Source organism: Nocardiopsis baichengensis YIM 90130 (assembly GCF_000341205.1).
Classification (GTDB): Bacteria; Actinomycetota; Actinomycetes; order Streptosporangiales; family Streptosporangiaceae; genus Nocardiopsis_A; species Nocardiopsis_A halophila.
The window spans coordinates 68,656-90,141 of sequence record NZ_ANAS01000001.1 but is presented as its reverse complement, the minus strand read 5'-3'; the positions used below and the strand labels follow the sequence as shown (position 1 = coordinate 90,141).

Annotated in this window: 20 protein-coding genes; 12 read left to right on the top strand and 8 right to left on the bottom strand. The window is 75.5% G+C overall.

What is annotated here, in order from left to right; all coding sequences use genetic code 11:
• Positions 1–136: 136 nt before the first annotated feature.
• The gene (locus C892_RS0100395; RefSeq protein ID WP_017537313.1) at positions 137–988 is read right to left on the bottom strand and encodes an ABC transporter ATP-binding protein; all 852 of its coding nucleotides are present in this window, start codon (positions 986–988) and stop codon (positions 137–139) included.
• Entirely contained in the window at positions 975–1,901 is a 927-nt protein-coding gene (locus C892_RS0100390) for an ABC transporter permease (protein ID WP_017555537.1), read from the bottom strand. The genes C892_RS0100395 and C892_RS0100390 overlap by 14 nt, the downstream gene beginning before the upstream one ends.
• Before the next feature lie 148 nt (positions 1,902–2,049).
• Here C892_RS0100390 and C892_RS0100385 point away from each other — a divergent pair, with 148 nt between their 5' ends.
• The 3 genes from C892_RS0100385 to C892_RS0100375 all read left to right on the top strand — a co-directional run bounded on the left by C892_RS0100385 (position 2,050) and on the right by C892_RS0100375 (position 3,999).
• A complete protein-coding gene (locus C892_RS0100385; protein WP_017537311.1) occupies positions 2,050–2,673 on the top strand; it encodes a TetR/AcrR family transcriptional regulator in 624 nt (207 codons plus the stop codon).
• A 105-nt stretch (positions 2,674–2,778) separates the two neighbouring features.
• On the top strand, positions 2,779–3,366 hold the full coding sequence (locus tag C892_RS0100380) for a hypothetical protein (RefSeq protein ID WP_017555536.1): 588 nt from the start codon (positions 2,779–2,781) through the stop codon (positions 3,364–3,366).
• Between the two features lie 327 nt (positions 3,367–3,693).
• Complete coding sequence (locus C892_RS0100375) at positions 3,694–3,999, top strand: hypothetical protein (RefSeq protein WP_017555535.1); 306 nt, start codon at positions 3,694–3,696, stop codon at positions 3,997–3,999.
• A 7-nt stretch (positions 4,000–4,006) separates the two neighbouring features.
• On the opposite strand, the gene C892_RS0100370 is transcribed toward C892_RS0100375, so the two are convergent.
• Positions 4,007–4,375, bottom strand: a complete 369-nt coding sequence (locus C892_RS0100370) for an STAS domain-containing protein (protein ID WP_017555534.1) — start codon at positions 4,373–4,375, stop codon at positions 4,007–4,009.
• Positions 4,376–4,562: 187 nt separating this feature from the next.
• On the bottom strand, positions 4,563–5,555 hold the full coding sequence (locus C892_RS0100365; protein WP_017555533.1) for a methyltransferase: 993 nt from the start codon (positions 5,553–5,555) through the stop codon (positions 4,563–4,565).
• A gap of 210 nt (positions 5,556–5,765) precedes the next feature.
• Between C892_RS0100365 and C892_RS28300 the strand changes: the two genes are divergently transcribed.
• From C892_RS28300 to C892_RS0100340, 5 genes are all read left to right on the top strand, one after another.
• Positions 5,766–7,097: an SWIM zinc finger family protein gene (locus tag C892_RS28300; protein WP_017555532.1), complete on the top strand. Its 1,332-nt coding sequence runs from the start codon at positions 5,766–5,768 to the stop codon at positions 7,095–7,097.
• 228 nt (positions 7,098–7,325) lie between these two features.
• Positions 7,326–8,720, top strand: coding sequence for a DUF5691 domain-containing protein (locus C892_RS0100355; protein ID WP_017555531.1), 1,395 nt, complete (start codon positions 7,326–7,328; stop codon positions 8,718–8,720).
• Complete coding sequence (locus C892_RS0100350) at positions 8,717–9,823, top strand: ATP-binding protein (protein ID WP_017555530.1); 1,107 nt, start codon at positions 8,717–8,719, stop codon at positions 9,821–9,823. Before C892_RS0100355 ends, C892_RS0100350 begins: the two co-directional genes overlap by 4 nt.
• Before the next feature lie 32 nt (positions 9,824–9,855).
• Positions 9,856–12,075, top strand: a complete 2,220-nt coding sequence (locus tag C892_RS0100345) for a DUF5682 family protein (protein ID WP_017555529.1) — start codon at positions 9,856–9,858, stop codon at positions 12,073–12,075.
• Positions 12,072–13,283 carry a VWA domain-containing protein gene (locus C892_RS0100340; protein WP_193374727.1) on the top strand — a complete coding sequence of 404 codons (1,212 nt, stop codon included), beginning with the start codon at positions 12,072–12,074 and terminating at the stop codon, positions 13,281–13,283. Before C892_RS0100345 ends, C892_RS0100340 begins: the two co-directional genes overlap by 4 nt.
• Positions 13,284–13,290: 7 nt before the next feature.
• On the opposite strand, the gene C892_RS0100335 is transcribed toward C892_RS0100340, so the two are convergent.
• On the bottom strand, positions 13,291–14,451 hold the full coding sequence (locus tag C892_RS0100335) for a magnesium and cobalt transport protein CorA (protein ID WP_017555527.1): 1,161 nt from the start codon (positions 14,449–14,451) through the stop codon (positions 13,291–13,293).
• Positions 14,452–14,590: 139 nt separating this feature from the next.
• Between C892_RS0100335 and C892_RS0100330 the strand changes: the two genes are divergently transcribed.
• Positions 14,591–15,088 carry a GNAT family N-acetyltransferase gene (locus C892_RS0100330; RefSeq protein WP_017555526.1) on the top strand — a complete coding sequence of 166 codons (498 nt, stop codon included), beginning with the start codon at positions 14,591–14,593 and terminating at the stop codon, positions 15,086–15,088.
• Positions 15,085–15,735, top strand: coding sequence for an alpha-ketoglutarate-dependent dioxygenase AlkB family protein (locus tag C892_RS0100325; RefSeq protein ID WP_017555525.1), 651 nt, complete (start codon positions 15,085–15,087; stop codon positions 15,733–15,735). Before C892_RS0100330 ends, C892_RS0100325 begins: the two co-directional genes overlap by 4 nt.
• A 33-nt stretch (positions 15,736–15,768) precedes the next feature.
• On the opposite strand, the gene C892_RS0100320 is transcribed toward C892_RS0100325, so the two are convergent.
• Entirely contained in the window at positions 15,769–16,962 is a 1,194-nt protein-coding gene (locus tag C892_RS0100320) for a carboxylate-amine ligase (protein ID WP_017555524.1), read from the bottom strand.
• A gap of 318 nt (positions 16,963–17,280) precedes the next feature.
• Entirely contained in the window at positions 17,281–19,077 is a 1,797-nt protein-coding gene (locus C892_RS0100315) for a Na+/H+ antiporter NhaC family protein (protein ID WP_017555523.1), read from the bottom strand.
• A gap of 123 nt (positions 19,078–19,200) precedes the next feature.
• Between C892_RS0100315 and C892_RS0100310 the strand changes: the two genes are divergently transcribed.
• Positions 19,201–19,428 (top strand): hypothetical protein, encoded by a 228-nt coding sequence (locus C892_RS0100310; RefSeq protein WP_017555522.1) that lies wholly within the window; start codon positions 19,201–19,203, stop codon positions 19,426–19,428.
• Positions 19,429–19,455: 27 nt separating this feature from the next.
• On the opposite strand, the gene C892_RS0100305 is transcribed toward C892_RS0100310, so the two are convergent.
• Positions 19,456–20,442, bottom strand: a complete 987-nt coding sequence (locus tag C892_RS0100305) for an EamA family transporter (protein ID WP_017555521.1) — start codon at positions 20,440–20,442, stop codon at positions 19,456–19,458.
• A 71-nt stretch (positions 20,443–20,513) separates the two neighbouring features.
• Between C892_RS0100305 and C892_RS0100300 the strand changes: the two genes are divergently transcribed.
• A complete protein-coding gene (locus C892_RS0100300; RefSeq protein WP_017537295.1) occupies positions 20,514–21,482 on the top strand; it encodes a LysR family transcriptional regulator in 969 nt (322 codons plus the stop codon).
• Positions 21,483–21,486 lie beyond the last annotated feature (4 nt).

The window sequence follows — 21,486 nt, the reverse complement described above, 5'->3', positions numbered from 1 at the left end:
CCCGCCGACGCCGTGGGCGCGGAGGAGCTGGCACGGACCCTGGAGGCGATGCGCCGTCTGGCCGAGGCGGTCGAGTCCTTGGAAGGCCCCGACGGGAGGGCGTGAGCGCCGCCCCGGGGCCCGCCTCAGTCGCCCTTCAGTCGGCGTTGTCCGCCTCGTAAGCGTCGACGACCTCGGACGCCGGGCCGTCCATCACCAGTTCACCCCGCTCCATCCAGAGCGCGCGGTCGCAGGTGTCGCGGATCGTCTTGTTGCTGTGGCTGACCAGGAACACCGTTCCGGCCTTCTCCCGCAGCTCCTTGATCCGCTTCTCCGAGCGCTTGCGGAAGGCGCGGTCGCCCGTCGCCAGCGCCTCGTCGATCATCAGCACGTCGTGGTCGCGCGCCGCGGCGATGGCGAACCTCAGACGGGCCGCCATGCCCGAGGAGTAGGTGCGCATCGGCAGGGAGATGAAGTCGCCCTTGTCGTTGATCCCCGAGAACTCGACGATGTCGTCGTAGCGCTCCCGCACCTCGGCGGGCGTCATGCCCATCGCCAGGCACCCCAGGACGACGTTGCGCTCCCCGGGAAGGTCGTTCATCAAGGCCGCGTTGACCCCCAGCAGCGACGGCTGGCCGTTGGTGTACACCTGGCCGCTCTCCGGCGGGATCAACCCGGCGACCGCCCGGAGCAGGGTCGACTTGCCCGATCCGTTGGAGCCGATGACGCCGATCGCCTCTCCCCTGCGGGCGACGAAGCTCACACCCTTGACGGCGTGGACCCTGCGCGCGCCGCCGCTCCCCTTGCGGCGGGTCAGTGCCCGCATCAGGGCCGCCGGCCCGCCGCCGCCCGAGCGCCCTGCGGCGCCGCGCACCCGGTAGACCACGTGCAGCCCGTCGGCGATCACCGTCGGCTCTCCGAGGTCGGAGGGGACGCCCGCGGGGTCGGACCTCGCCTCGGCCGTCGCCGCGGCCTGCGCGGTCGCCGTGGCCTGATCAGTCGCGGCCATAGCTCTCCTCCGCCTTCCAGAAGTAGACGAACCCGCCGACGAGCGCCGCCAGCGCCCAGGCCGCGGCCACCCACCAAGCGTAGGGAGGCAGCTGCGAGGCCGTGAAGCTGTCGATCAGTGAGAAGCGCATCAGATCGATGAAGATCGCCGCCGGGTTGACGTCGAGCACGAACCGCACCGGCGCCGGGGCGCCGGCGGCCATGACCTCGATCGAGTACATGACACCCGAGGCGTACATCCAGGTCCGCAGCACGAACGGCATCAGCTGGGCCAGGTCGCTCACCTTGGCGCCGGCGCGGGCGAAGACCAGCGACAGCCCGGTGTTGAAGAGCGACTGCAGAAGCAGGACGGGGACCACGAGGAACCAGTTCCACTGCGGGAGCTGCCCGGTGGCCACCACGATGACGAACAGGACCCCCATCGTCACCAGCATCTGGCGCATCTGCACGAGCGCCAGCGCGATCGGCAGCGCGGCGCGCGGGAAGTGCAGTGCGCGGATCAGGCCGAGGTTGCCCGAGACCGCCCGCACCCCGGACAGAACGGTCTGCTGGGTGAAGGTGAACACGAAGACCCCGGTCACCAGGAAGGGGATGAAGTCCTCGACCCCGCGGTCGGTCTGCAGAAGCAGGCCGAAGATCAGGTAGTACACGGCCGCGTTCAGCAGCGGCGTGCCGACCTCCCACAGCCGGCCGAGGTTGGCCCTGCTGTACTTGGCGCTGGCCCGCGCGCGGGCGAAGGTGTCGATGAAGTGCCGGTGGTGCCACAGCTGCTTGAGGTACCGGCCGAAGGGGGGCCGCTTGCCGCTGGGGGCCAGTCCGTGGCGCGCGGCCAGCTCCGCGAGGCCGGCGGCCTCCGCGGTCGGGTCCGCGTCCGCCGGATCCGCCGCCCGTGCGGGGGACGGGGAACTGCTCACGCTCGGCTCGCTTTCGATCGGGATCCGCGGTGGACGGCAGGGCGGCGGCCGCCCTTCCGGGGCGGGACCGTTGCGCCGCCTGGAGAGCGTAGGCGACCGTACGACAGAACGCAACCGTTTCGTCGCGACCCTGCGTTAGGCTTTCGGCATGGCCGAACCCGAATCTCCCGCCCCCCGGCGCGCCCCGGCCGGCGCCGCGGTCCTCCAGGAGGACGTGACCCGCGCCATCCGGGCCGCCGTCTTCTCCGAGCTCGCCTCGGTGGGCTACGGCCGGCTGTCCATCGAGGCCGTCGCCAAGCGCGCGGGGGTCGGCAAGACCGCCGTCTACCGGCGCTGGAAGTCCAAGCTGGAGATGGTCCTGGACGTGGTCTCCGAGGCCGCCGGGCAGGTGACCCCCGTCCCCGACACCGGCTCCCTGCACGGCGACGTGCACGAGCTGATCACCACCGCCGCCCAGGCCCTGCGCCACCCGCTCGCCCGGCAGATCGTGCCCGACCTGCTGGCCGAGGCCGCCCGCGGCCCGGAGATCGCCGCCACGCTCGAAGAGGCGCTCCAGCGCACCCAGCGCGGGATCGCCACCGTCGTCATCCGCAACGCCGTGGGCCGGGGGGAGCTGCCGGAGGGCACCGACCCCGAACTCGCCCTCGACCTGATCCTGGGCCCGGTGTACTGGCGCCTGGCCGTCATCCGCGAAGAGCTCAGCCCGGCCCAGGCCCGCGGCCTGGCGCGCGCCGCCGTGGCGGCCCTCGCCGGCGCCGGCTCCGATGCCTGATGCGAATGACGCCTGAAGGCCCCCTTTCGTTCTCCGCAATCCTCCCCTGAAAAGAAGTCCTGCGTTTTAAGGTGGAGCGAACGCTGGATTAGAGAGGATCTGCGCATGCTCCACCGTGAGCGCGGTCGGGCCCGCCGCGCGGTCACCGAGGCGGCGAACGAGTACAGACGCGCTCTCAAGACGTTCGACGTCGGGAACCCGCCCCACGGCACTTGGCGCCAGCACCCCTTCGACACCGATCCCGGACGCCGCTCCCAGGTCAGTTCCGCCCGCGTCCGCGCGGCCCTGGCCGACGTGGACACCGCCCTGCTCCGCATGCCGGAGATCCTGGAGGCCATCGACTCGGTCACCGTCGACGACCTCATGGCCCAGGAGCTGATCAAGTTCAGCGACGGCGACCCCGACTCCTTCTCCGAGGAGCTGGACAACGCCGTCTGCGAGGAGCGGCTGCACCGGTCCGAGGAGCTCGGCTACACCGACGAGGTGGCGGCCTTCCTGCGCCTGGGCAACCTCGTCGTGCAGGAGCGCTCGACCGACCGCTACCGGTGCCTCGTCATCGACGTCGGCACCTACCGCCCTGAGCCCGACCTCGCCTTCGGCATCTACGACGCGCTGCGCGTGTACAACAACCTGAGCAGCTCCCGCTTCCACGACACAGTGAAGATCTTCCGCGACATGGGGCGGATCGACTAGCACGGCGGCCCCGGGGCGGGGACGTGCGCGCCGCCGGCCCCCGGTAGCCTGCGGCGCGAAGGGAGACCCCCATGGACGCCGTCGCCGCCCCTCCACGCCCGCGGATCGGCGCGCCCGCCGCGGCCGCCGCCCTCCTCGCCGCCGTCGGGGGCGCCGTGTGGGCCTCCGGCCCGCCCTCCCCCGTCCCGGACTCGGCCCCCGAGGACGCGTTCAGCGCCGAGCGCGCCGCCGTCCACCTGGAGGCCGTGGCCGCCGATCTGGCCGCCCCCGTCGCCGAGGTGCGGCCGACGCCGGAGGACGGGGTCGCGGGGCGCGGGCGACCTGCGCGTGGACCTGGAGCGCGCCCCCGAGGAGCTGGTGATCGCCTATCCGGGCCTGCCGGAGCGGACGGCCGAGGTCCAGCGCGGGGCGTCGGAGGGCCAAGGGCTCCACCTGTCCCTGTCGGCGGTCCCGGAGGAGGGGGTGGAGCTCCGGATGCGCTTCGACACCGAGGAGGAGGTGGAGGTGCGGGTCACCGACCGCACGCACGGGCTCGAGGGGCTTCCGGGCCGCTCCGCGCCGCCCGGGGACGTGGGCCCGTGGGTCCTGTCGGACTCGCACTCGACGCTGGTGACGCGCGCGGTCCGGATCTGACGGCGCGCTAGTCGCGGCCGGGGCCGGGAACCCGGCCCTGGCGGCCGGGCACGTGCGCGAGCGCCATCTCCACGATCGGGTAGACGTCCAGGAGCTCGTCCACCTTGAGGGCGTCCAGGGTGCGCTGGACCTGCGGGGTGGGCTCGGCCAGGACCATGTGCCGCCCCTGGGCGGTCAGGGCCCTGTGCGTGGAGAGGACCGCCCGCACGGCGCTGGCGTCGAAGAACGTCACCCGGGACAGGTCGACCACGACGAAGTCGCATTCGCCGACCGCGGCCGCGTGCAGGATGTCATCGCGCATCCGGTCCGCGGTGGCGATGTCGATCTCGCCCCGCACCGGCACCACTGCGGCGCTTCCGCAGGGGAAGCGCTCCATAGGTCCTCCGTGCACGCCGCGCCGCCTCTCAGTCGCGCCCCCGCGTAACTTCACGATCACCCCCGTGCACAAGATCGTATCGCCCCTTTGGCGCCTTGAGGGGGTTTTCTCGGAAATCCGCGGCGTGCCTCGACGTCGAGGCGCTTTCGCCCCCGGCATGTTCTCCTCACCATGCGGCCGGCCGGAATCAGGGGTTCCGGCCGCTCACCGGCGCCGCCTCCAGCAGGCGCATCTCCAACGGCATCTCGGATTCGCCGACGGTGCGCAGGCCGGCCTGCTCGAGGACCGCCTCGTACCGGGATCCCGTGCGTTCCGCGCCTCCCGTCATCACCATCATGTGCAGATCGAACGCCAGCGACAGCCAGGGGTGCCCGCTGTCCGGGAGCACGCGTTCGGCGATGAGCACCCGGCCGTCCCCGGCGGGCATGGCGGCGCGGCAGTTGGCGAGAATGCGCCGCGCGGAATCGTCGTCCCAGTTGTGCAGGATGCGGCTGAGGATATGGACGTCGGCCGCGGGAACGCGTTCGAGGAAATCGCCTTCGACGACCGAGCAGCGCCCTTCCGCGATGAACGGGAGAAGCCGTTCCCGCGCGGGCTCCATGGAGGCGGGCAGGTCGACGAGAACGCCGATCACGTGTTCGTGCCGGCTCAGGACGGCCTCGAGGACGGCGCCGTCGCCGCCGCCGACGTCGGCCACCTTCGACACCCCGGAGAAGTCGAAGGCCGATGCGAGCGCCTCGGCGTAGCCGGCGCCGGCGGCCATGCCCGAGGAGAAGCGCAGCGCCTCCTCAGGACGGGCGGCGATGAAGGAGAAGACGTCCTCCCCGAAGGCGGAGACGAAGGGCTGCTCCCCGGTGCGGACCCCGTCGGCGAGGCGGTCCCAGGCCTCGCGGAAGTAGTGCGAGTCGTACAGGAGCGCCTGTTCCCTCATGGAGGCGGGGTGGGAGGCGCTGAGCAGCTCGCCGGTGGCGGTCAGCCGGAACCGGCCCGCGTCGTCGTCCACCAGTCCGACGGCGGCCAGCAGCCGCAGCAGGCGTTCGAGCGGCTGCTGCCGGACACGGAGCTCGGCCGCCAGCTCGGCCCCCGTGCGCGGCCCGTCGGCGAGTCCGTCGGCGATCCCCAGCTCGGCGGCCGCGGCGACCGCCTTGCCGATCCACGGGCCCACGAGCAGCCTGAGCATCTCCCTGCGCTCTGTGTCTCCCCCGGTCACAGCACACACCCTCCGACCTCGCCCTGACCCCGCTCACCCACCGTATCTCTACAGACACGGACCGGCCGGGCCTCACCTCGTGATCCCGACACCCTAAGGCGCCCGCCCCGGGCGCGGAGGGTTTTCGCCCGCCGCGCCGGCAGGCCGGGAAATGTCGTACCCGGCCCGTAGATTGCGGGTGTGAGCACACAGTGGAGCGCCGACGACGTCCGGGGCCTGCTCCCCGGCGGCTCCGCCCCGCCGGAGGTCCTCGCGATGGCCGGCGACGGCCGCTGGCCGGTGCTGGGCGCGGCACGGCAGGACTGGCCGGACGGCGCCGGGCAGGACGGGCCCGGTGCCGGGACCACCGTGTGGGGCGAGTACGCCGGGGAGCCCGCCCGGCCCCTGCGCGTCGCCGTGCGCCTGCCGGACGGGGGCGGGCCGGTCCACCGGTGCGGGTGCCCGGTCCGGCGGCGCCTGTGTTTGCACGCCCTGGCCCTGCTCGTGCTGTGGGGCCGGGGCCGGGCCTGCGGAGGCGCCCCGCCGCCGTGGGTGGTGCGCTGGCCCGAGCGGCGCGCCGCCGCCCTGCGGGCGGCCGAGCAGCGCGCGCACCGCCGCGCCGACCGGGTCGCCTCCGGCCTGGCCGACCTGGAGCTGTGGCTGCGGGACCAGGTCGAGGCGGGCCTGGCCGGCGCGCGCACGGCCGGATACGCGCACTGGGACGGCATGGCGGCCCGGCTGGTGGACGCCCAGGCGGGACGGGCGGCCCGGCGGGTGCGCGCGCTGGCGGGGGCGGCCGGGTCCGCGGGGTCTCCGGCCTCCCCCGACTGGCCCTCGCGCCTGCTGGCCGGGGCGGCGCTGCTGCGCCTGCTCGCCGCCGGCCACCGCAACCGCGACGGCCTGCCGCCGGGGCTGCGCGCCACGGTCGCGGCCCGCGCGGGGCTCGGGCCGGGCCCGGTGTCGGCCCCGGTCCGGGACGCCTGGCAGGTGCTGGGGCGGCGCGACTTCGCCGCGGACCGCCTGTCCGGGCGCCGCACGTGGCTGCGCGGGACGTCGAGCGGGCGGATCGCGCTCCTGCTGTCGTTCGCCGCCGAGGGGCGCGCGCCGGAGGCTCCGGCGCCCCCGGGCACCGTCGTCGAGGCGGACCTGTCCTTCCGCTCCGCCGAGCACCGCGCCGTGTTCACCGGGGTGCCCGGCCGCGCCCCGGCGCCCCTGCTGCCCGCACCGACGGGCGGCGGCGCGCACGAGGCGCTCCGGTCCTGGTCCCGGGCGCTGGCGGAGGACCCGTGGCTGGAGGCCTGGCCGGTGGTCCTGGAGGGGGTGCGCCCCGTCCGGGACCGGTCCGGGGGGTGGGGCCTGGCCGGGGCGGACGGGGCCGCGCTCCCGGTGGCGGCGGCCGCCTCGCCGCCATGGCGGCTGCTCGCGGTCGGCGGCGGCGCCCCCGTCACCGCCGCCGCGGAGTGGACGCCCGACGGGCTGCACCCCCTGACCGTCTGGCCGCCGAACCCCGCGGACCCGCCGGTCCTGTTATGAGCCCTCCCCGGGACGGCGCGGCCGTCCCGGGGAGTCCGCCCGGTCGCGGGCGGCGTGGTCTTCCCTCGCGCCGCCCGCGACCGGTCACCTGTCCCCGCCGAGCCGCGTGCGCGGTCCCCGGGGCCGTGCACCCCGGAGTGGACCACCCCCACCCTCGAAAGGCATCCGTTGGCCCCCTCCCCTCCTCCCTCCTCTCCTCCGGAGCCGCCGGCGCCTTCGGTCCCCTCGGTGCCCTGGGACGCCCTCGTCGCCGCGGCGCTCGTCGGGACCTCGCGCGCCGGGGTACCGGGCGGTGAGGGCACTGCCGGGCACCCGGCGCTCGACCTGCTCGACCGGGCCGCCCTCGCGGTCGTCCGCGACCGCGCCGGGGTGCGCCCCCTCCGCGCCCCGGACACCGAACCGCTGCCGCCGGCGCCCGCCGAGTCGGCCCCCTGGGTCCCTCGGGCGGCGGGCGAGGTCCTGGACGACTTCCTGGAGCGCGACGACACCGAGCTGATCGCCGAATGGCTGGACCTCGCCCGCGCGCGCGCTGCGCTGGTCCCGCCCTCCCTTCTGCCCGGCCTCTTGGAGGCGGGCTCCCGCCACCGCGCGCTCCGGACCGCGATCGCCGCGGCCTCCGGCGAGCGCGGCCGGTGGCTCGCCTCCCTGTCGGCCGACTGGTCCTGGCTTGCCGGCCTCCACCCCTCCGACGGGCGCCCGGACACCTCCCCGGAGCGCTGGGCGCACGAGGACGACGCGGGGAGGCGCCGCCTCCTCATCTCCCTGGAGGAACACCTGTCCCCCGCCGACGAGGACTTCCTGTCCAGGGCACTGCGCGCCCCCTCGCCCGGCGTGCGCGCGCTCGCCTCGGCCCTGCTGGCGCGGCTGCCCCGCTCCGAACGCGGCGACGCGCTCGCCCGCCGGGTCCGCGCCCACGTCCGCCCCGGCCCGGACGGCCGCCCGTCCGTGCGCCTGCCCGACCCCGCAGACCGCGCGCTGGGCGCCGCCCTGGGCCTGCGCCCCCGTCCGTCCTCGGGCGTCCCCGCCTCCGCGGACCTCCGGCGCGAGTGGCTGTGGACCCTGGTCGCCCACGCCCCGCTGCGCACCTGGACCGGCCACCTCGGCGACGACCGGGCGGAGGTCGTCCGGGCCGCCTCCTCCGCCCGCGACTGGGACCTGCTCGACGCCCTGGCCAACGCGGCCGTCGTTCAGCGCGACCGGGAGTGGGCCGACGCCCTGGCGGGCCCGGTCATGGAGCGCCTGCTGCACGGCCGCTCGGTGCACGGCAGCCGCGGCCCGGCCCTGCTCGCGCTGCTGCCCGCCGAACGGCGGTGCGCCTGGGCGGTGCGGGCCGTCGGCGACGCCGGTGCGCCCTCCGCGCTCCCGGTGCTCGACCACGTGCCCGGCCCCTGGAGCGAGGAGCTCGCCGCGGCCGCGGCACGGGCGATCGACACCGCCGCCGACGGGGCGGGCGAGGCGTACCTGCCCGAGCTGTGCCGGGTGGCGGCCCGGCGCATGCCGCCCGGGGCCGGGGCCCGCCCGCGCCGGCCCCGCCCCGGCGACCACCCGCGCACCGCCGCCGCCCTGGCCGACATGGAGGCCGTCCTGCGCCTCCGCCTCCGGATCCACGAGGAGCTCCAGTGACCCCTTCCGAAGCCGGGCCGCCCGCCGACGTGCTGCGCCCGCACGCCGAGCAGCGCCACGCCGACGAGCTCGCCGCGCTGGCGCGGGCGGACGACCGGGTCCGGCCGCCCGGCTGGCGGCTGTCGCCCTGGGCGGTGGTGACCTATGTCCTCGGGGGCGGGCTCGACGACGGCACCCTGGTCTCCCCCAAGTACATCGGGGACCGGCGGGTGGTGGAGGTCGCCGTGGCGACGCTGGCCACCGACCGCGCACTCCTGCTGGTCGGCGCCCCCGGAACCGCCAAGACGTGGCTGGCCGAGCACCTTGCCGCCGCGGTCTCGGGCGACTCCACACTGCTGGTGCAGGGCACGGCGGGCACCTCCGAGGACGCCGTGCGCTACGGGTGGGACTATGCGCGCCTGCTCTCCGAGGGCCCGTCCCGGCGCGCGCTGGTGCCCGGCCCGGTCATGACGGCCATGGCCGAGGGGCGGATCGCGCGCGTGGAGGAGCTCACCCGCATCCCCTCAGAGGTGCAGGACGCGCTGATCACGATCCTGTCGGAGAAGACGCTTCCCGTTCCCGAGCTGGGCGAGGAGGTACAGGCGCGGCGCGGCTTCAACCTGATCGCCACCGCCAACGACCGGGACCGCGGGGTGAACGCCCCCTCGGGGGCGCTGCGGCGCCGATTCAACACGGTGGTGATGCCGTCCCCGGCCACCGCCGAGGAGGAGGTGGACATCGTCGCCCGGCGGGTGGACGAGCTGGGCCGCTCGCTCGGCCTGCCGGAGGTGTCCTCGGGCATGCAGGAGATCCGCCGCGTGGTGACGGTCTTCCGGGAGCTGCGCCGTGGCGCGACCGAGGACGGCCGGGCCGAGGTGGCCTCCCCCGGGGCGCCCCTGAGCACCGCCGAGGCCATCTCGGTGCTGACCCAGGGGATGGCGCTGGCGGCGCACTTCGGCGACGGGGTACTGCGCCCGGCCGACGTGGCCGCGGGCGTGCACGGCGCGGTGGTGCAGGACCCGGTGGCCGACGGGGTGGTGTGGCGGGAGTACCTGGAGACGGTCGCCCGCGACCGCGAGGGCTGGCGCGAGTTCTACCGCGCCTGCCGGGAGGTGGGCGACTGACAAGGAGCAGCGGACGCACGGGAGGGAGCGACGTGAACACCACCGATTCCGGCAGGGTCCGTGTCCTGGGGGTGCGGCACCACGGGCCGGGCTCCGCGCGCGCGGTGCGGGCCGAGCTCGAGGAGTTCGCGCCCGGGGCGGTGCTCGTCGAGGGCCCCGCCGACGCCGACCCGCTCCTGTCGTTCGTCGGCGGCCTCGAACCGCCGGTGGCGCTGCTCGCGCACGCCACCGGCGCGCGCGGCGGCCCGGCGCGGTCGGCGTTCTGGCCGTTCGCCTCCTTCTCCCCCGAGTGGCAGGCCCTCCTCTACGCGCATGAGAACGGCTGCGACGTGCGCTTCTGCGACCTGCCGGCCGCGGTCTCCCTCGCCTCCCCCAGGGGAGCACGGGGCGGCCGCCCCTCCGATCCGCTGGCCGGGCTCGCGGCGGCGGCCGGCTACGACGACCCCGAGCGGTGGTGGGACGACGCCGTCGAGCACCGGGGGCGCGAGCGCTCCGGCGGGGCCGCGGCGTCCCCGTTCGCGGCCATCGCCGAGGCCATGGCCGAGGTCCGGGCCCGGACGGCCCCGGGTGCGCCGCCGCGGCACGAGGCCCGCCGGGAGGCGCACATGCGCCGCGTGCTGCGCTCGGCCCTGCGGGCCGGGCACGCCAGGATCGCCGTCGTGTGCGGCGCCTGGCACGTCCCCGCGCTGCTGGAGCGCCCCAAGGCCGCCGAGGACGCCGCCCTTCTGCGGGGGCTGCCCCGGACGGGCGTGCGGACGACGTGGATCCCCTGGAGCCACGGCCGCCTCGGCGCCGCCTCGGGCTACGGCGCCGGGGTGCGCGCCCCCGGCTGGTACCACCACCTGTTCACCGCCCCGGACCGTCCCGTGGAGCGGTGGCTCTCCGAGGCGGCCCGGCTGCTGCGGGCCGAGGGCGAGCAGGTCTCCCCCGCTCACGTCATCGAAGGGGTCCGGCTCTGCGAAGCGCTGGCGTCGCTACGGGGGCGCCCCCTGCCCGGCCTGGAGGAGGCCGCGGAGGCCGTGGCGTCGGTTCTGTGCGAAGGGGCGGCGGCCAAGGCGGAGCGCGTCCGCTCGGGGATGGAGACCGCAGAGCGGATGGGCGGCGTGCCCCCGTCGGTCCCCAAAGTGCCGCTCCAGCGCGACTTGGAGGCGCAGCAGCGCCGGGTGCGTCTGCCTCCGCGGGCCGAGCCGCGCGAGGTCGACCTCGACCTGCGCGAGGACACCGGCCGCGCGCGCAGCGCCCTTCTGCACCGGTTGCGCATGCTGGACGTGGAGTGGGGCGTTCCCGTCGCCGATCCCGTGCGGGTACTGGGCTCCTTCCATGAGCGCTGGAGCCTGGCGTGGCGTCCGGAGATGGAGGCGGCGGTGGTCGAGGCATCTGTCTGGGGCGAGGACGTCGCTTCGGCCGCCGACGCGCGCACGCGAGAGCGCGCACGGCACGCCGATCTGACCGAACTGACGTCGCTGGCGGAGCGGTGCCTGAAGGCGGGCCTGGGCGACGCCCTGGAGTCGGTGCTCGGCCGCGCCTCTGCGCGCGCTGCGCACGCCTCCGACACGGCGGTCCTCATGGAGTCGCTTCCTCCGCTGACCCGGGCCGCCCGCTACGGGGACGTTCGCGGCACCGGAAGCGGCTCCCTCCGCCAGGTGGCCGCCCTGCTGGTGGACCGGGTGTGCGCAGGGATCGGTCCCGCCGTGTCCGGGCTCTCGGAGGAGGCGGCCGAGGGGATGTGCGCTTCGCTGGAGGCCGTGCACCGGGCCGCCGTGCTGCTGGGCGGCGCCTCCGAACAGGCCTGGTGGGAGACCCTCCAGCGGATCTCCGCGCGCGCTGGGGTGCCGGGCCTGGTGGCGGGGCGGGTGCACCGGCTGCTGCGCGACGCCGACCGTTTGAGCGACGCGCGGTTGCGCAGGCGCTTGGACCGTGCCGTCTCGCGGGGCTCGGATCCTCAGCGCGCTGCGGCCTGGATCGCGGGCTTCCTCGGCGGCGAGGGTCTGCTGCTCGTCCACGACGAGGGACTGCTGAACCTCGTCGACGACTGGTTGTGCGGTCTGGACGGCGCATCGTTCGTCGCGGTGCTGCCGCTCCTGCGCCGCACCTTCGGCGGCTTCGCCGCCGGTGAGCGCCGGGGGATCGCCCGCCGGGTAGCGGAGGCGCCGGTCTCTGAGGCCCCGAACGGTTCCGAAACCGACATGGAGCGCGCGGCCGCCGCGATGGCCACCGTCACCCTCCTGCTGACGGGAGAGGGGTCCCGATGAGCCCGACGCCCTTGAACGCCGACACCCCTGGCCCCGACCCCGCGGAAGGCGAGCGGCTGCGGCGTTGGCGCCTGGTCCTGGGGGACCCGGCCGACGGCCCGTGCGGACGCCCCGCCGGGCGCGACGCCCGGATCGACTCCGCCCTGGGCGCCCTCTACGACACCGGATCCGGCGCCGCCCCCGGCGGGGCCGCTCCGCGCGGGGCGACACTGGGCGAGTCGTCGCCGCGCGTGGCCCGCTGGCTCGGCGAGGTCCGCGAGCTCTTCCCCTCCCGGACCGTGCACGTCATGCAGGCCGACGCGCTCGATCGCCTCGGCCTGCGGCGCATGCTGCTGGACCCCGGGCTCACCGAGGCGGTCCGCCCCGACGTCCACCTGGCGGCGGCGGTCCTGGCGCTGGCCGACTCCCTGCCCGAGGAGGCCCGCGCGCCCGCGCGGGCCCTGGTCCGCACGGTCACCCGGGACCTCGAAGAGCGCCTGGCCGACGGGACGCGGTCCCGCCTGCGCGGCGCGCTGGACCGCTCGGCCCGTACGCGCCGCCCGCGCACCGCCGCCGACGTCGACTGGCACGCCACCATCCGCAGGAACCTGCGCCACTACGTGCCCGAACAGGGCGTGCTGGTGCCCGCCTCGATCGTGGGCCGGGCGCGGAGCGGCCCGGGTGTGCGCGGCGACGTGCTGCTCGCCGTCGACCAGAGCGGGTCGATGGCCGCCTCCGCGGTGTACGCGGGCGTGTTCGCGTCGGTCCTGGCCTCCCTGCGCACACTGCGCACCCGCCTGATCGCCTTCGGCACCGACGTGGCCGACCTGACCGACCTGCTCGCCGACCCGGTGGACGCCCTCTTCGGCGCCTCCCTCGGCGGCGGCACCGACATCGACCGCGCCCTGGCCTACTGCGAGCGGCTCATCATGCGCCCGGCCGAGACGGTCCTGGTCCTGATCTCCGACCTCCACGAAGGGGGCCCGCCGGAGGCGATGCTGCGGCGGCTCGCCGCCCTCCGCGCCTCCGGCGTGCGGGTGGTGGTGCTGCCCGCGCTGTCCGACGACGGGACACCCGCCTACGAGCCCGGAGCCGCCGCGGCCCTGGCCGCCTTGGACATCCCGGCCTTCGCCTGCTCCCCCGACGACTTCCCCGACATGATGGCCGCCGCCTTGGAAGGCCGCTCCCTGGCGGCCTGGGCGGAGGAGCACGGAGCCGACGGGGGGTGACCGGCCCTCACATCCAGTCGCGCATCCGGAACACCGCATAGAGGGTGAGGCTCAGGCCGACCATCAGGACCACGGCCATCGGGTACCCGAAGACCCAGTGCAGCTCCGGCATGTGGGTGAAGTTCATTCCGTACACGGCCGCGATCAGGCTCGGCGCGAAGAGGATCGCCGCCCACGCGGAGATCTTCTTGGTGTTCTCCCCCTGCTGGTAGCTGGCCTCGGTCAGGCGGCGCATCTCCTCGTTCTGGCGCTGGGAGACCAGTGTGGCGTTGACCTGCAAGATGCCCTGGAGCATCTGGCGGAAGCCGTCGACGCGCTCGGCGACCGTGGTGGCGTGGTCGGCCACGTCGCGCAGGTGCCGCCGCAGCTCCTCGTCGGTGCCGTAGCGGTCGAACCCCTCGGCCAGGCTCCTGTGCATGGACAGCAGCGGCCGGGCCGCGCGCTGGAACTCGATGACCTCCCGCGACAGCTCGTAGATCCGGCGGGAGGCCGCCGGGTCGCCGTCGAACACCTGGGTCTCGATCTCGTCGATGTCGTTCTGCAGCCCGGCCACCACCGGCGCGTACCCGTCGACGACGCTGTCCATGATCGCGTAGAGCACCGCCTCGGGCCCCAGGGCGAGCAGGCCGGGGTCGTCCTCCAGCCGCCGCCGCACCGCCGTCAGGTCGGGGGCCTCGGCGTGGCGCACCGTCAGCACGAAGCGCGGGCCGGTGAACACGTGCACCTCGCCGAACCGGACCTCTTCCTCCTCGTCGAGGTAGCGCGCCGCCTTGAGCACCACGAACAGGGTCTGGCCGTAGCGCTCCAGCTTGGGCCTCTGGTGGGCGACGATGGCGTCCTCGACGGCGAGCTCGTGCAGCCCGAACTCCTCGGCGGCGGCGACCAGCTGGGCGGCGGAGGGCCGGTACAGCCCCACCCAGGCCATGGCGCCCTGCCGCGCGTAGGTGCGCCGGTGCAGTTCGGCGAGGTCGGAGAGGTCGGCGGGCGCCCCGGTGCGCCTGCCGTCGACGTAGATGGCGGCGTCGATGACGCTCTGCTGGACCGGTGGGGCCTGCTCCTCGTGGTCGGCCCGCGGGTCCAGGGAGTACTCGGGCGCATCGCCCCGGCGCTCCTGCCGCCGGGGGCCGCGGCGGACGGGGAACCAGCCCAGCGGTCGGCGCTGCGGCACGGGGACCACCTCCGGCCCCCACCCTAGCCAGCGGGCCGGCCCCGGCCGCCGTGCCGCGCCGCATCCTGCGCAAAACGGACGCCGGGCAGGTCAGGCGGGCACATTTGCCTCCGCGGGGCCGGAGTGGTGGCATTGGCCCATGTCCCCGTCACCGCCCGGAATCCCGGTCCGCCGCGCCCTCCCGGAGGACGCCGGGCCGATCGAGCGGATCAGGACCGGCGGTTGGCGGTCCGCCTACCGCGGGCTCGTTCCGGACGGGGTCCTGGACGGCCTGGAACCGCGGCCCGAACGGCGCACCGCCCAGCTCGACGACCCCGGCAGCACCGATCTGGTGGCCACCGTGGACGGGAGGGTCGCCGGCTGGCTCTCCTACGGACCCGCGCGGGACGGCGACGCCCCGGACGCCTGGCGGAGCGGCGTCGGCAGCGCGCTCATGCGGGCGGCGCTGCCCGCTCTGGACGGGGCACCCGCCCTGCTGTGGGTACTGAAAGGGAACGAGCGGGCCATCGCCTTCTACAGCGCCTTCGGGTTCGTCCCGGACGGGGCGGAGCGCGCGCTGGAGCGCCTGAACGTCTCCCCCGGGCAGGGCGTCCGCGAAGTGCGCTGCCACCGCGACCCGGAAGGACGTCCCCGATGAGCGAGGCGCTGTTCGAGCCCGGCCCGGTGGAGGTCGCCCCGGGCGCGGTCCACGTCCCCGGCTGGCTGCAGCCGGACGCCCAGGGCCAGCTGGTCGAGTTGTGCCGGCGCTGGTCGCGCGGCCCGGGCGGGATGCTGCGCCACCGCACGCCCCGGGGCGGCGAGATGAGCGTCCGCATGACCTCGCTGGGATGGTTCTGGCGGCCGTACGCCTACAGCAGGAGCCTGCCGGGCGGCGGGGCGGTCCGTGCGTTCCCCCGCATCCTGGGGGAGCTGGCGCACGACGGCGTCGCCGCCGCCTACGGCGCTCCCCCGCCCGAGGAGGCGCCGGAGTACGACGTTGCCCTGGTGAACTTCTACGACGCCGACGCCAGGATGGGCATGCACCAGGACCGCGAGGAGCAGGCGGACGCCCCGGTGGTGTCGCTGAGCCTGGGCGACGCGTGCGTCTTCCGGTTCGGCAACACCGAGACCCGCACCCGCCCCTACACGGACGTGGTGCTGCGCAGTGGCGACCTGTTCGTCTTCGGCGGGCCGTCGCGCATGGCCTACCACGGCGTCCCGCGCACCATGCCCCACACGGCCCCGCCCGACCTGGGGCTGGAGGGTCGCCTGAACATCACCATCCGCGCGTCGGGCCTGTCCTGAGCGCCGGCCCCGTCCGGGCCCTACCCCGGGACCTCACTCCTCGGCGGCGGCGAGCCCGTGGCGCGTCTGACGGAACAGCAGGTCGACGACGTCGGTCAGGCGCCCGCGCCTGGCGTAGGCCGCGCGCTGGCGCCCCGCGCCCGAGCCGGCCGCGAGCACCCGTTCGATGAGCGCCGCCGTCACCGCCGCCTCCCCGGCGGCGGCCAGGGCCGGCTCGGCATGGGCGAACATCCGCTCCACCAGAGCGCGCGCGGGCACGGTGTCCCCGCTCACGGGGTCGAAGCCCTCGCCCTCCAAGCCGTCCTTGGCCGCCCGCCACAGGGCCAGGCGCAGGGGGCGGTCGGCGGGTTCGGGCCGCCGCACGGGGACCTGCACCAGGGCGCGCACCAGCAGCGCCGCCAGCACCGCCTCCTCGGCGGTGGCGGCCACGTCGCCGACCCGGGTCTCGACGGTGGGCAGGTCCGGCGCCGGACGCACGTCCCAATAGACCATGCGCCGGTCCAGGGCGGCGCCGGAGGCGGTCAGCTCCTCGACCGTCCGCGTGTACTGGGCCGCCGACACCAGGCGCGGCGGGGGCCCGGCCGAGGGCAGCCACCCCCAGCTCACGCGTCGCCAGCTGGCATGACCGGTATCGCGCCCGCGCAGGAACGGCGAGTTGGCAGTCAGGGCGAGCAGGGCCGGCAGCCAGGGGCGGATCCGGTTGACGGCCCGGAACGCCGCTTCGGCCCCCGGGGCGCCCACGTGGACGTGGCACCCGCACACCGCGTGGCAGTCGCGCAGCGCGCCGAAGCGCTCGGCGATGGCGCGGTAGCGCCGCCCCGGCGTCAGCGGGGCCGCTGCGACGTCGCCGAGGACGGCCGTCCCGGTGGCCGCCAAGGCCAGGCCGCGCCCGGCGGCGGCGTCGGCGAGTTCGGCGCGGGCCCGTTCGAGGCCGCGAACCATGTCTTCAGCGGTTCGGCACACCGGTCCGGACGCCTCGACCTGGAACTGGGTCATCTCGGCGTCCATGCGCGCACCGGACCCGGGGTGGTCCCCGTGGCGGTCGCGGACGGCGGCCAGGACCTCGCCCGAGCGCGGGGCCACCCGGCGGGAGCGGGGGTCGACGACGAAGAACTCCTCCTCCTGGCCGAAAGTGGGGGCCGCGGTGCGGTGGGGCGGCCGTGCTCCGGAGAGGGCGGGTGCGCCTCGCGCGGGCGGGCGCTCAGGGGTGGGGTCGGTTCGGTTCATACGGCGCCTCGTTTCGACGGGCCCGGGGGCTGGGGGCGGGAAACGGCACACGGGTCGCAACGGGTCGCAGGGACGGGTGCCCGGGAGCGCTGTGGAGGGACGGTGCGGGCGGATGCGGGCACACGGCACCCGTGGCGGCGGGGTTCCGGGCCGGAGTGATACCCGCCGCACCGCCCTCTCGACCGCGCCGCGGGGGCCCGGATCGGCACCGTCCGGCACGGATCCCCGGGGCGAAGGTCCCCCGGGGAGAGGGGCGCCGGAAAGGACGACGAGGGCGGCCCCGGGAACCCGGGCCGCCCTCGTCTCCGGCTCCTCAGGTCACTTGCGCACCAGGTCGCGGATGTTCACGAAGAGCAGGATCGCGACCACGATCCCCGTCGGCACCACCACCGCGATGCGCCAGTTGAGCATGAACGCCACGATGATGCCCGCGATCACCGCGGCCACCAGGACCAGGATCGCCACGCCGGTCAGGAACGACCACAGCTTGCGCCGGGCGAAGGCGTCGATGGTCGCGAAGGCCAGCACGATGCCGAGCATCGCCGGCACCACGTCGGTCCCCCTGAAGAAGAACAGGCTCGCGCCCAGGGCGATGATGAGCAGCGGGGTGCTGAGCGTGGCCCAGATGTGCAGGAAGCGCGATGCGCGCTGCTCGCCGGAGGCGAAGGGCAGGTGCGGGGCGTGCAGGTGGTCCGTGGGCCCCAGGGCGATGGGCGCGTCGGAGGCCAGGGCCTCCTGGTGGGCCTCGCGTTCGTCGACCATCAGCGCGCGCCGGTGGTGGACCTCGGCCAGTTCGCGCTCGCCTTCGGCGATCTGCTCGGTGTACTCGGAGGCACGCTCGCGCGAGTGCGCGTCGCGTTTGAGGACCACGCGGGCGGAGGACAGGCGGCGCAGGCGGTCGCGGCGCTCGACGATATCCTCGTCGGCCCGGGCGATCCGCTCGTCCAGGTCGGCGATGTGCTCTCGGAGGCCGGCCCGGGCGGCCTCCTCGGAGGCGGGCACCTTCTGCAGGCCCACCCACTCCAGGGGGTCGGCCCAGGAGCGGCGCACGTTGCCGTCGCGCTCGTACCGGGGGCCGCTGGGCGCGCGCTCTCCGTCGAAGAAGTCGCGGGTGTCCCGGCCCCACAGTCCGCGGAAGCCGCGCACCCAGGGGGTCCGGTCGTCGACGAGCACCGGGCGCCACTCGCGGTCGCCGCCCGGGCCGACCACGACGCCGTCCCCGCGCGCGTAGTCGACGAAGGGGACCCCGATGCCGTGCCGCATGGCGCTGCTGCCGGGGAAGAGCCGCTCGGTGATGCGCCGCCAGAAGCGCACCACCCCCCGCAGCACCGAGGGGTCGACCTGGATGAGGTAGTCGCCGGGCAGCATCTGGTGGGAGTGCGAGCCGGCGCCCGGGTAGACGACCGGGTGGTCGTTGATCCGGTGCAGCGACGGGTCGTCCCAGGAGCGGCGCAGGTCGTCGCCCCGGTACTCGTGGGAGGAGGCGCCCACCCACAGCGGCCGGGTGGAGCCGTCGGGCTCCTCGACCACGTAGACGGTGATCTTCTCCCAGTCGGCCTCGTGGTCGTTGACGCCGCCGTAGATCGAGCGCCAGTCGTTCATGGCGTAGAAGAACCAGTACTGCAGCGCGATGTAGCCGCCCTCGCGGACCACCCGGCCGTAGTACACGGCGCCGCCGTCGTCGACCCGGTCCCGGTAGCGGGTGGCGGCCGCGGCGGCCACGCCGCCGGGCACGGCGCCGCGGATCAGCAGGGAGAACTTGACCAGGACGTCGAGCAGGCGGCCCAGCACGCCCACGGCGGCCAGGCGGCCGTGCTTGGGGATGACCGGCCGCATGGTGCGGCGGAAGCGGCGGGCCTCGGCCCGCAGCGAGGACTCCTGCACGAACCTGAGGTGGGCGTAGCGCCCGGGGAACTCGCGGTCCGCGCCGGCGAGCCGGTCCAGGTCGAGCTCTCCGGCGGGCACGACTTCGCGCTCCTTGCCGCCCTCCTCCACCCAGAGGCTGCAGGCCTCGACGTAGGGACGCACATCTGTGGGGAAGAACAGCTCGCCTCTGGTGTAGCGGAGCACGGGCTCGTACCGGCGCAGCAGTTCCAGGTCTGATTCGTTGCTCATGGTCGGATCCGACAGTAGTGGATCCCGGGACCGTCCGATTCCCCGGCGGCTCCCCGCAGCCCCCTGTGCACGGCGCTTCCGGCCGTGACCCGGTAGGCGTCCGGGAGGCGTAACTTGGGTGCCATGGATCAGGACACGATCGCGGAACTGGCCGAGTCGGTGCACGACGAGTCGCCCATGGTCGCGCTCATGGCCGGCGTCAAGCTGCGCGACGAGGCGGAGCGCCTGCTGTCACTGCACGTGCGCCGTGCGCGCGCGCAGGGCGCGACATGGTCGGAGATCGCGACGGTCCTCGGGATCAGCAAGCAGGCCGTGCACAAGAAGTACGGCGGGAGCCGGCGCGACCGCTGAGGCCGGGGGCGCCCGGACGCGCCCGGGTCAGACGCGCTCGGGCGAGCGCCCCGCCCCGGAGCTCGGCGCCTCCCGGCCGGACTCGGACGGCGTAGATGGCACAGACGGCGCAGACGGCACGGCCGGCCCGGGCGGCGGGGTGCGGTCGCCCCGCGCGGCGCCCACCCCCGCGGCCACGACCAGCATCATCCCGGCCGCCTGGCCCCAGCCCGGCACCTGGTGGATGAGCAGCAGGCCCATGATGAGGCTGACGGCCGGCTCCAGGCTGGCGAAGACGCTGAAGGCCGTGCGGCTCATCCGCTGCAGCGCCACCATCTCCAGCAGGAACGGCACCACGGGGAACAGCAGGGCGATCCCCAGTACCGCCGCCAGCACCTCAGGCGCGGGGTCCGCGAGCGCCGCCGGCGCCCCGGCGGGGGCGGTGACGACCGCGCCCACCGCCATGGACAGGGCCAGGGCGTGCACGGGGCGGAAGCTGGTGCCGACCTTCTGGGTCAGCACGATGTACAGCGCGACGGTCACCGCGCCGACCAGGCCGAACCCGATGCCGACCAGGTCGGCCCCGCCCGAGAAGGGGCGGGTCAGCAGGGCCACGCCGGCCACCGCGCAGGCGATCCACACCAGCTCGGCGCGGCGGCGCATCGCCACCACGGCCACCACCAGGGGGCCGAGGAACTCCAGAGCGGTGGCGGTGCCCAGCGGGATGCGGGCCGTGGCTTCGGAGTAGAAGGCCATCATCCCCGCGCTCACTGTGCCCAGGATCACCACCGACCCCAGCTCGCGGCGGGTCGCGCGGCGCACCGCGGTCCACAGCGAGGGCCCCGCCAGCAGCGCCAGCAGCACCGCGGCGAAGGTCAGCCGCAGCCAGGTCACGCCCATCGCGCCGATCCGGTCGAACAGGTGGACCGCCAGCGCACTGCCGGTGTGCAGGGCGAACATGCCGAACAGCACCAGCAGCGGTGCGGGCGTCCGCGCGCCCGCGGCGCGCACTCGGGTGAGGAAGGAGATGATCACCCGACCATTGGATCCACGCGCTTTGTTTCTGTCCACGGACCAAAAGCGAACGGACCATGTAGTTTTCAGACATGGATGTGACACGGCTCCGGCTGCTCGTGGAGCTGCAGCGGCTGGGCACGATGGCGGCCGTCGCCGAGGTCGCCGGGATGGGCACCTCCGCGGTCTCCAAGCACTTCGCGGTGTTGGAGAAGGAGGTCGGGGTGGCGCTGCTGGCCCCGGACGGGCGGCGGGTCCGGCTCACCCCGGCCGGGCACCGGCTGGCCGAGCACGCGGTGGACATCCTGGCCCGGGTGGAGGCGGCCGAGGCCGAGCTGGCCGGGCGCGGCGAGCCGGCCGGGCGGGTGGACCTGGCGACCTTCATCAGCGTCACCACGCCCATCGTGCTGCCGGCGCTGCGCCGCCTGGAGACCGGGCACCCGGGCGTGGACGTGCGGATCATCGAGCACGAGCCGGACGAGGCGCTGGCGCTGCTCCAGGACGGCGGCGCCGACCTGGCCCTGGTCTACGAGTACAGCCTGGTCCCGCGCCGCTTCCCCGAGTCGCTGACGCTGCGGCTGATCGGCACCGAGCCGCTGCTGCTCTCCCAGCCCTCCTCCGCCCCCGGGGCCGACAGCCGCCCGCTGACCCGGAGGCGGCTGCGGCGGCTCTCCGAGGCGCACTGGATCGCCAACTCGCGCGGCAGCGACGAGGACGAGCTGGTGGGGCGGTTGTGCGCGGCGGCCGGGTTCGCCCCGCGCATCCGGCACCGGGTGGACAACCTGGAGGTCGTGGAGCGCTTCGTGGCCGCGGGGCAGGCCGTGGGGGTGATGCCCGAGCTGGCGGCGGCCACCCGGCGCGGGGTGGTGCACTCGCCGCTGGGCGACCTGGGCGGCAACCGCAGGGTCTACCTGGTGGGACGGACCGGGGCGTGGGCCTGGGCGCCGATCCGCCTGGTCGCGCGGCTCCTGCACGAGGCGGCCGGCGACGTCCTCGACGACGTGGGGCCGCTGCCCGCCGAACTCGCCGCCCCCGTCGGCGGGAGCGGCGGCCCCTCCTGAGCCT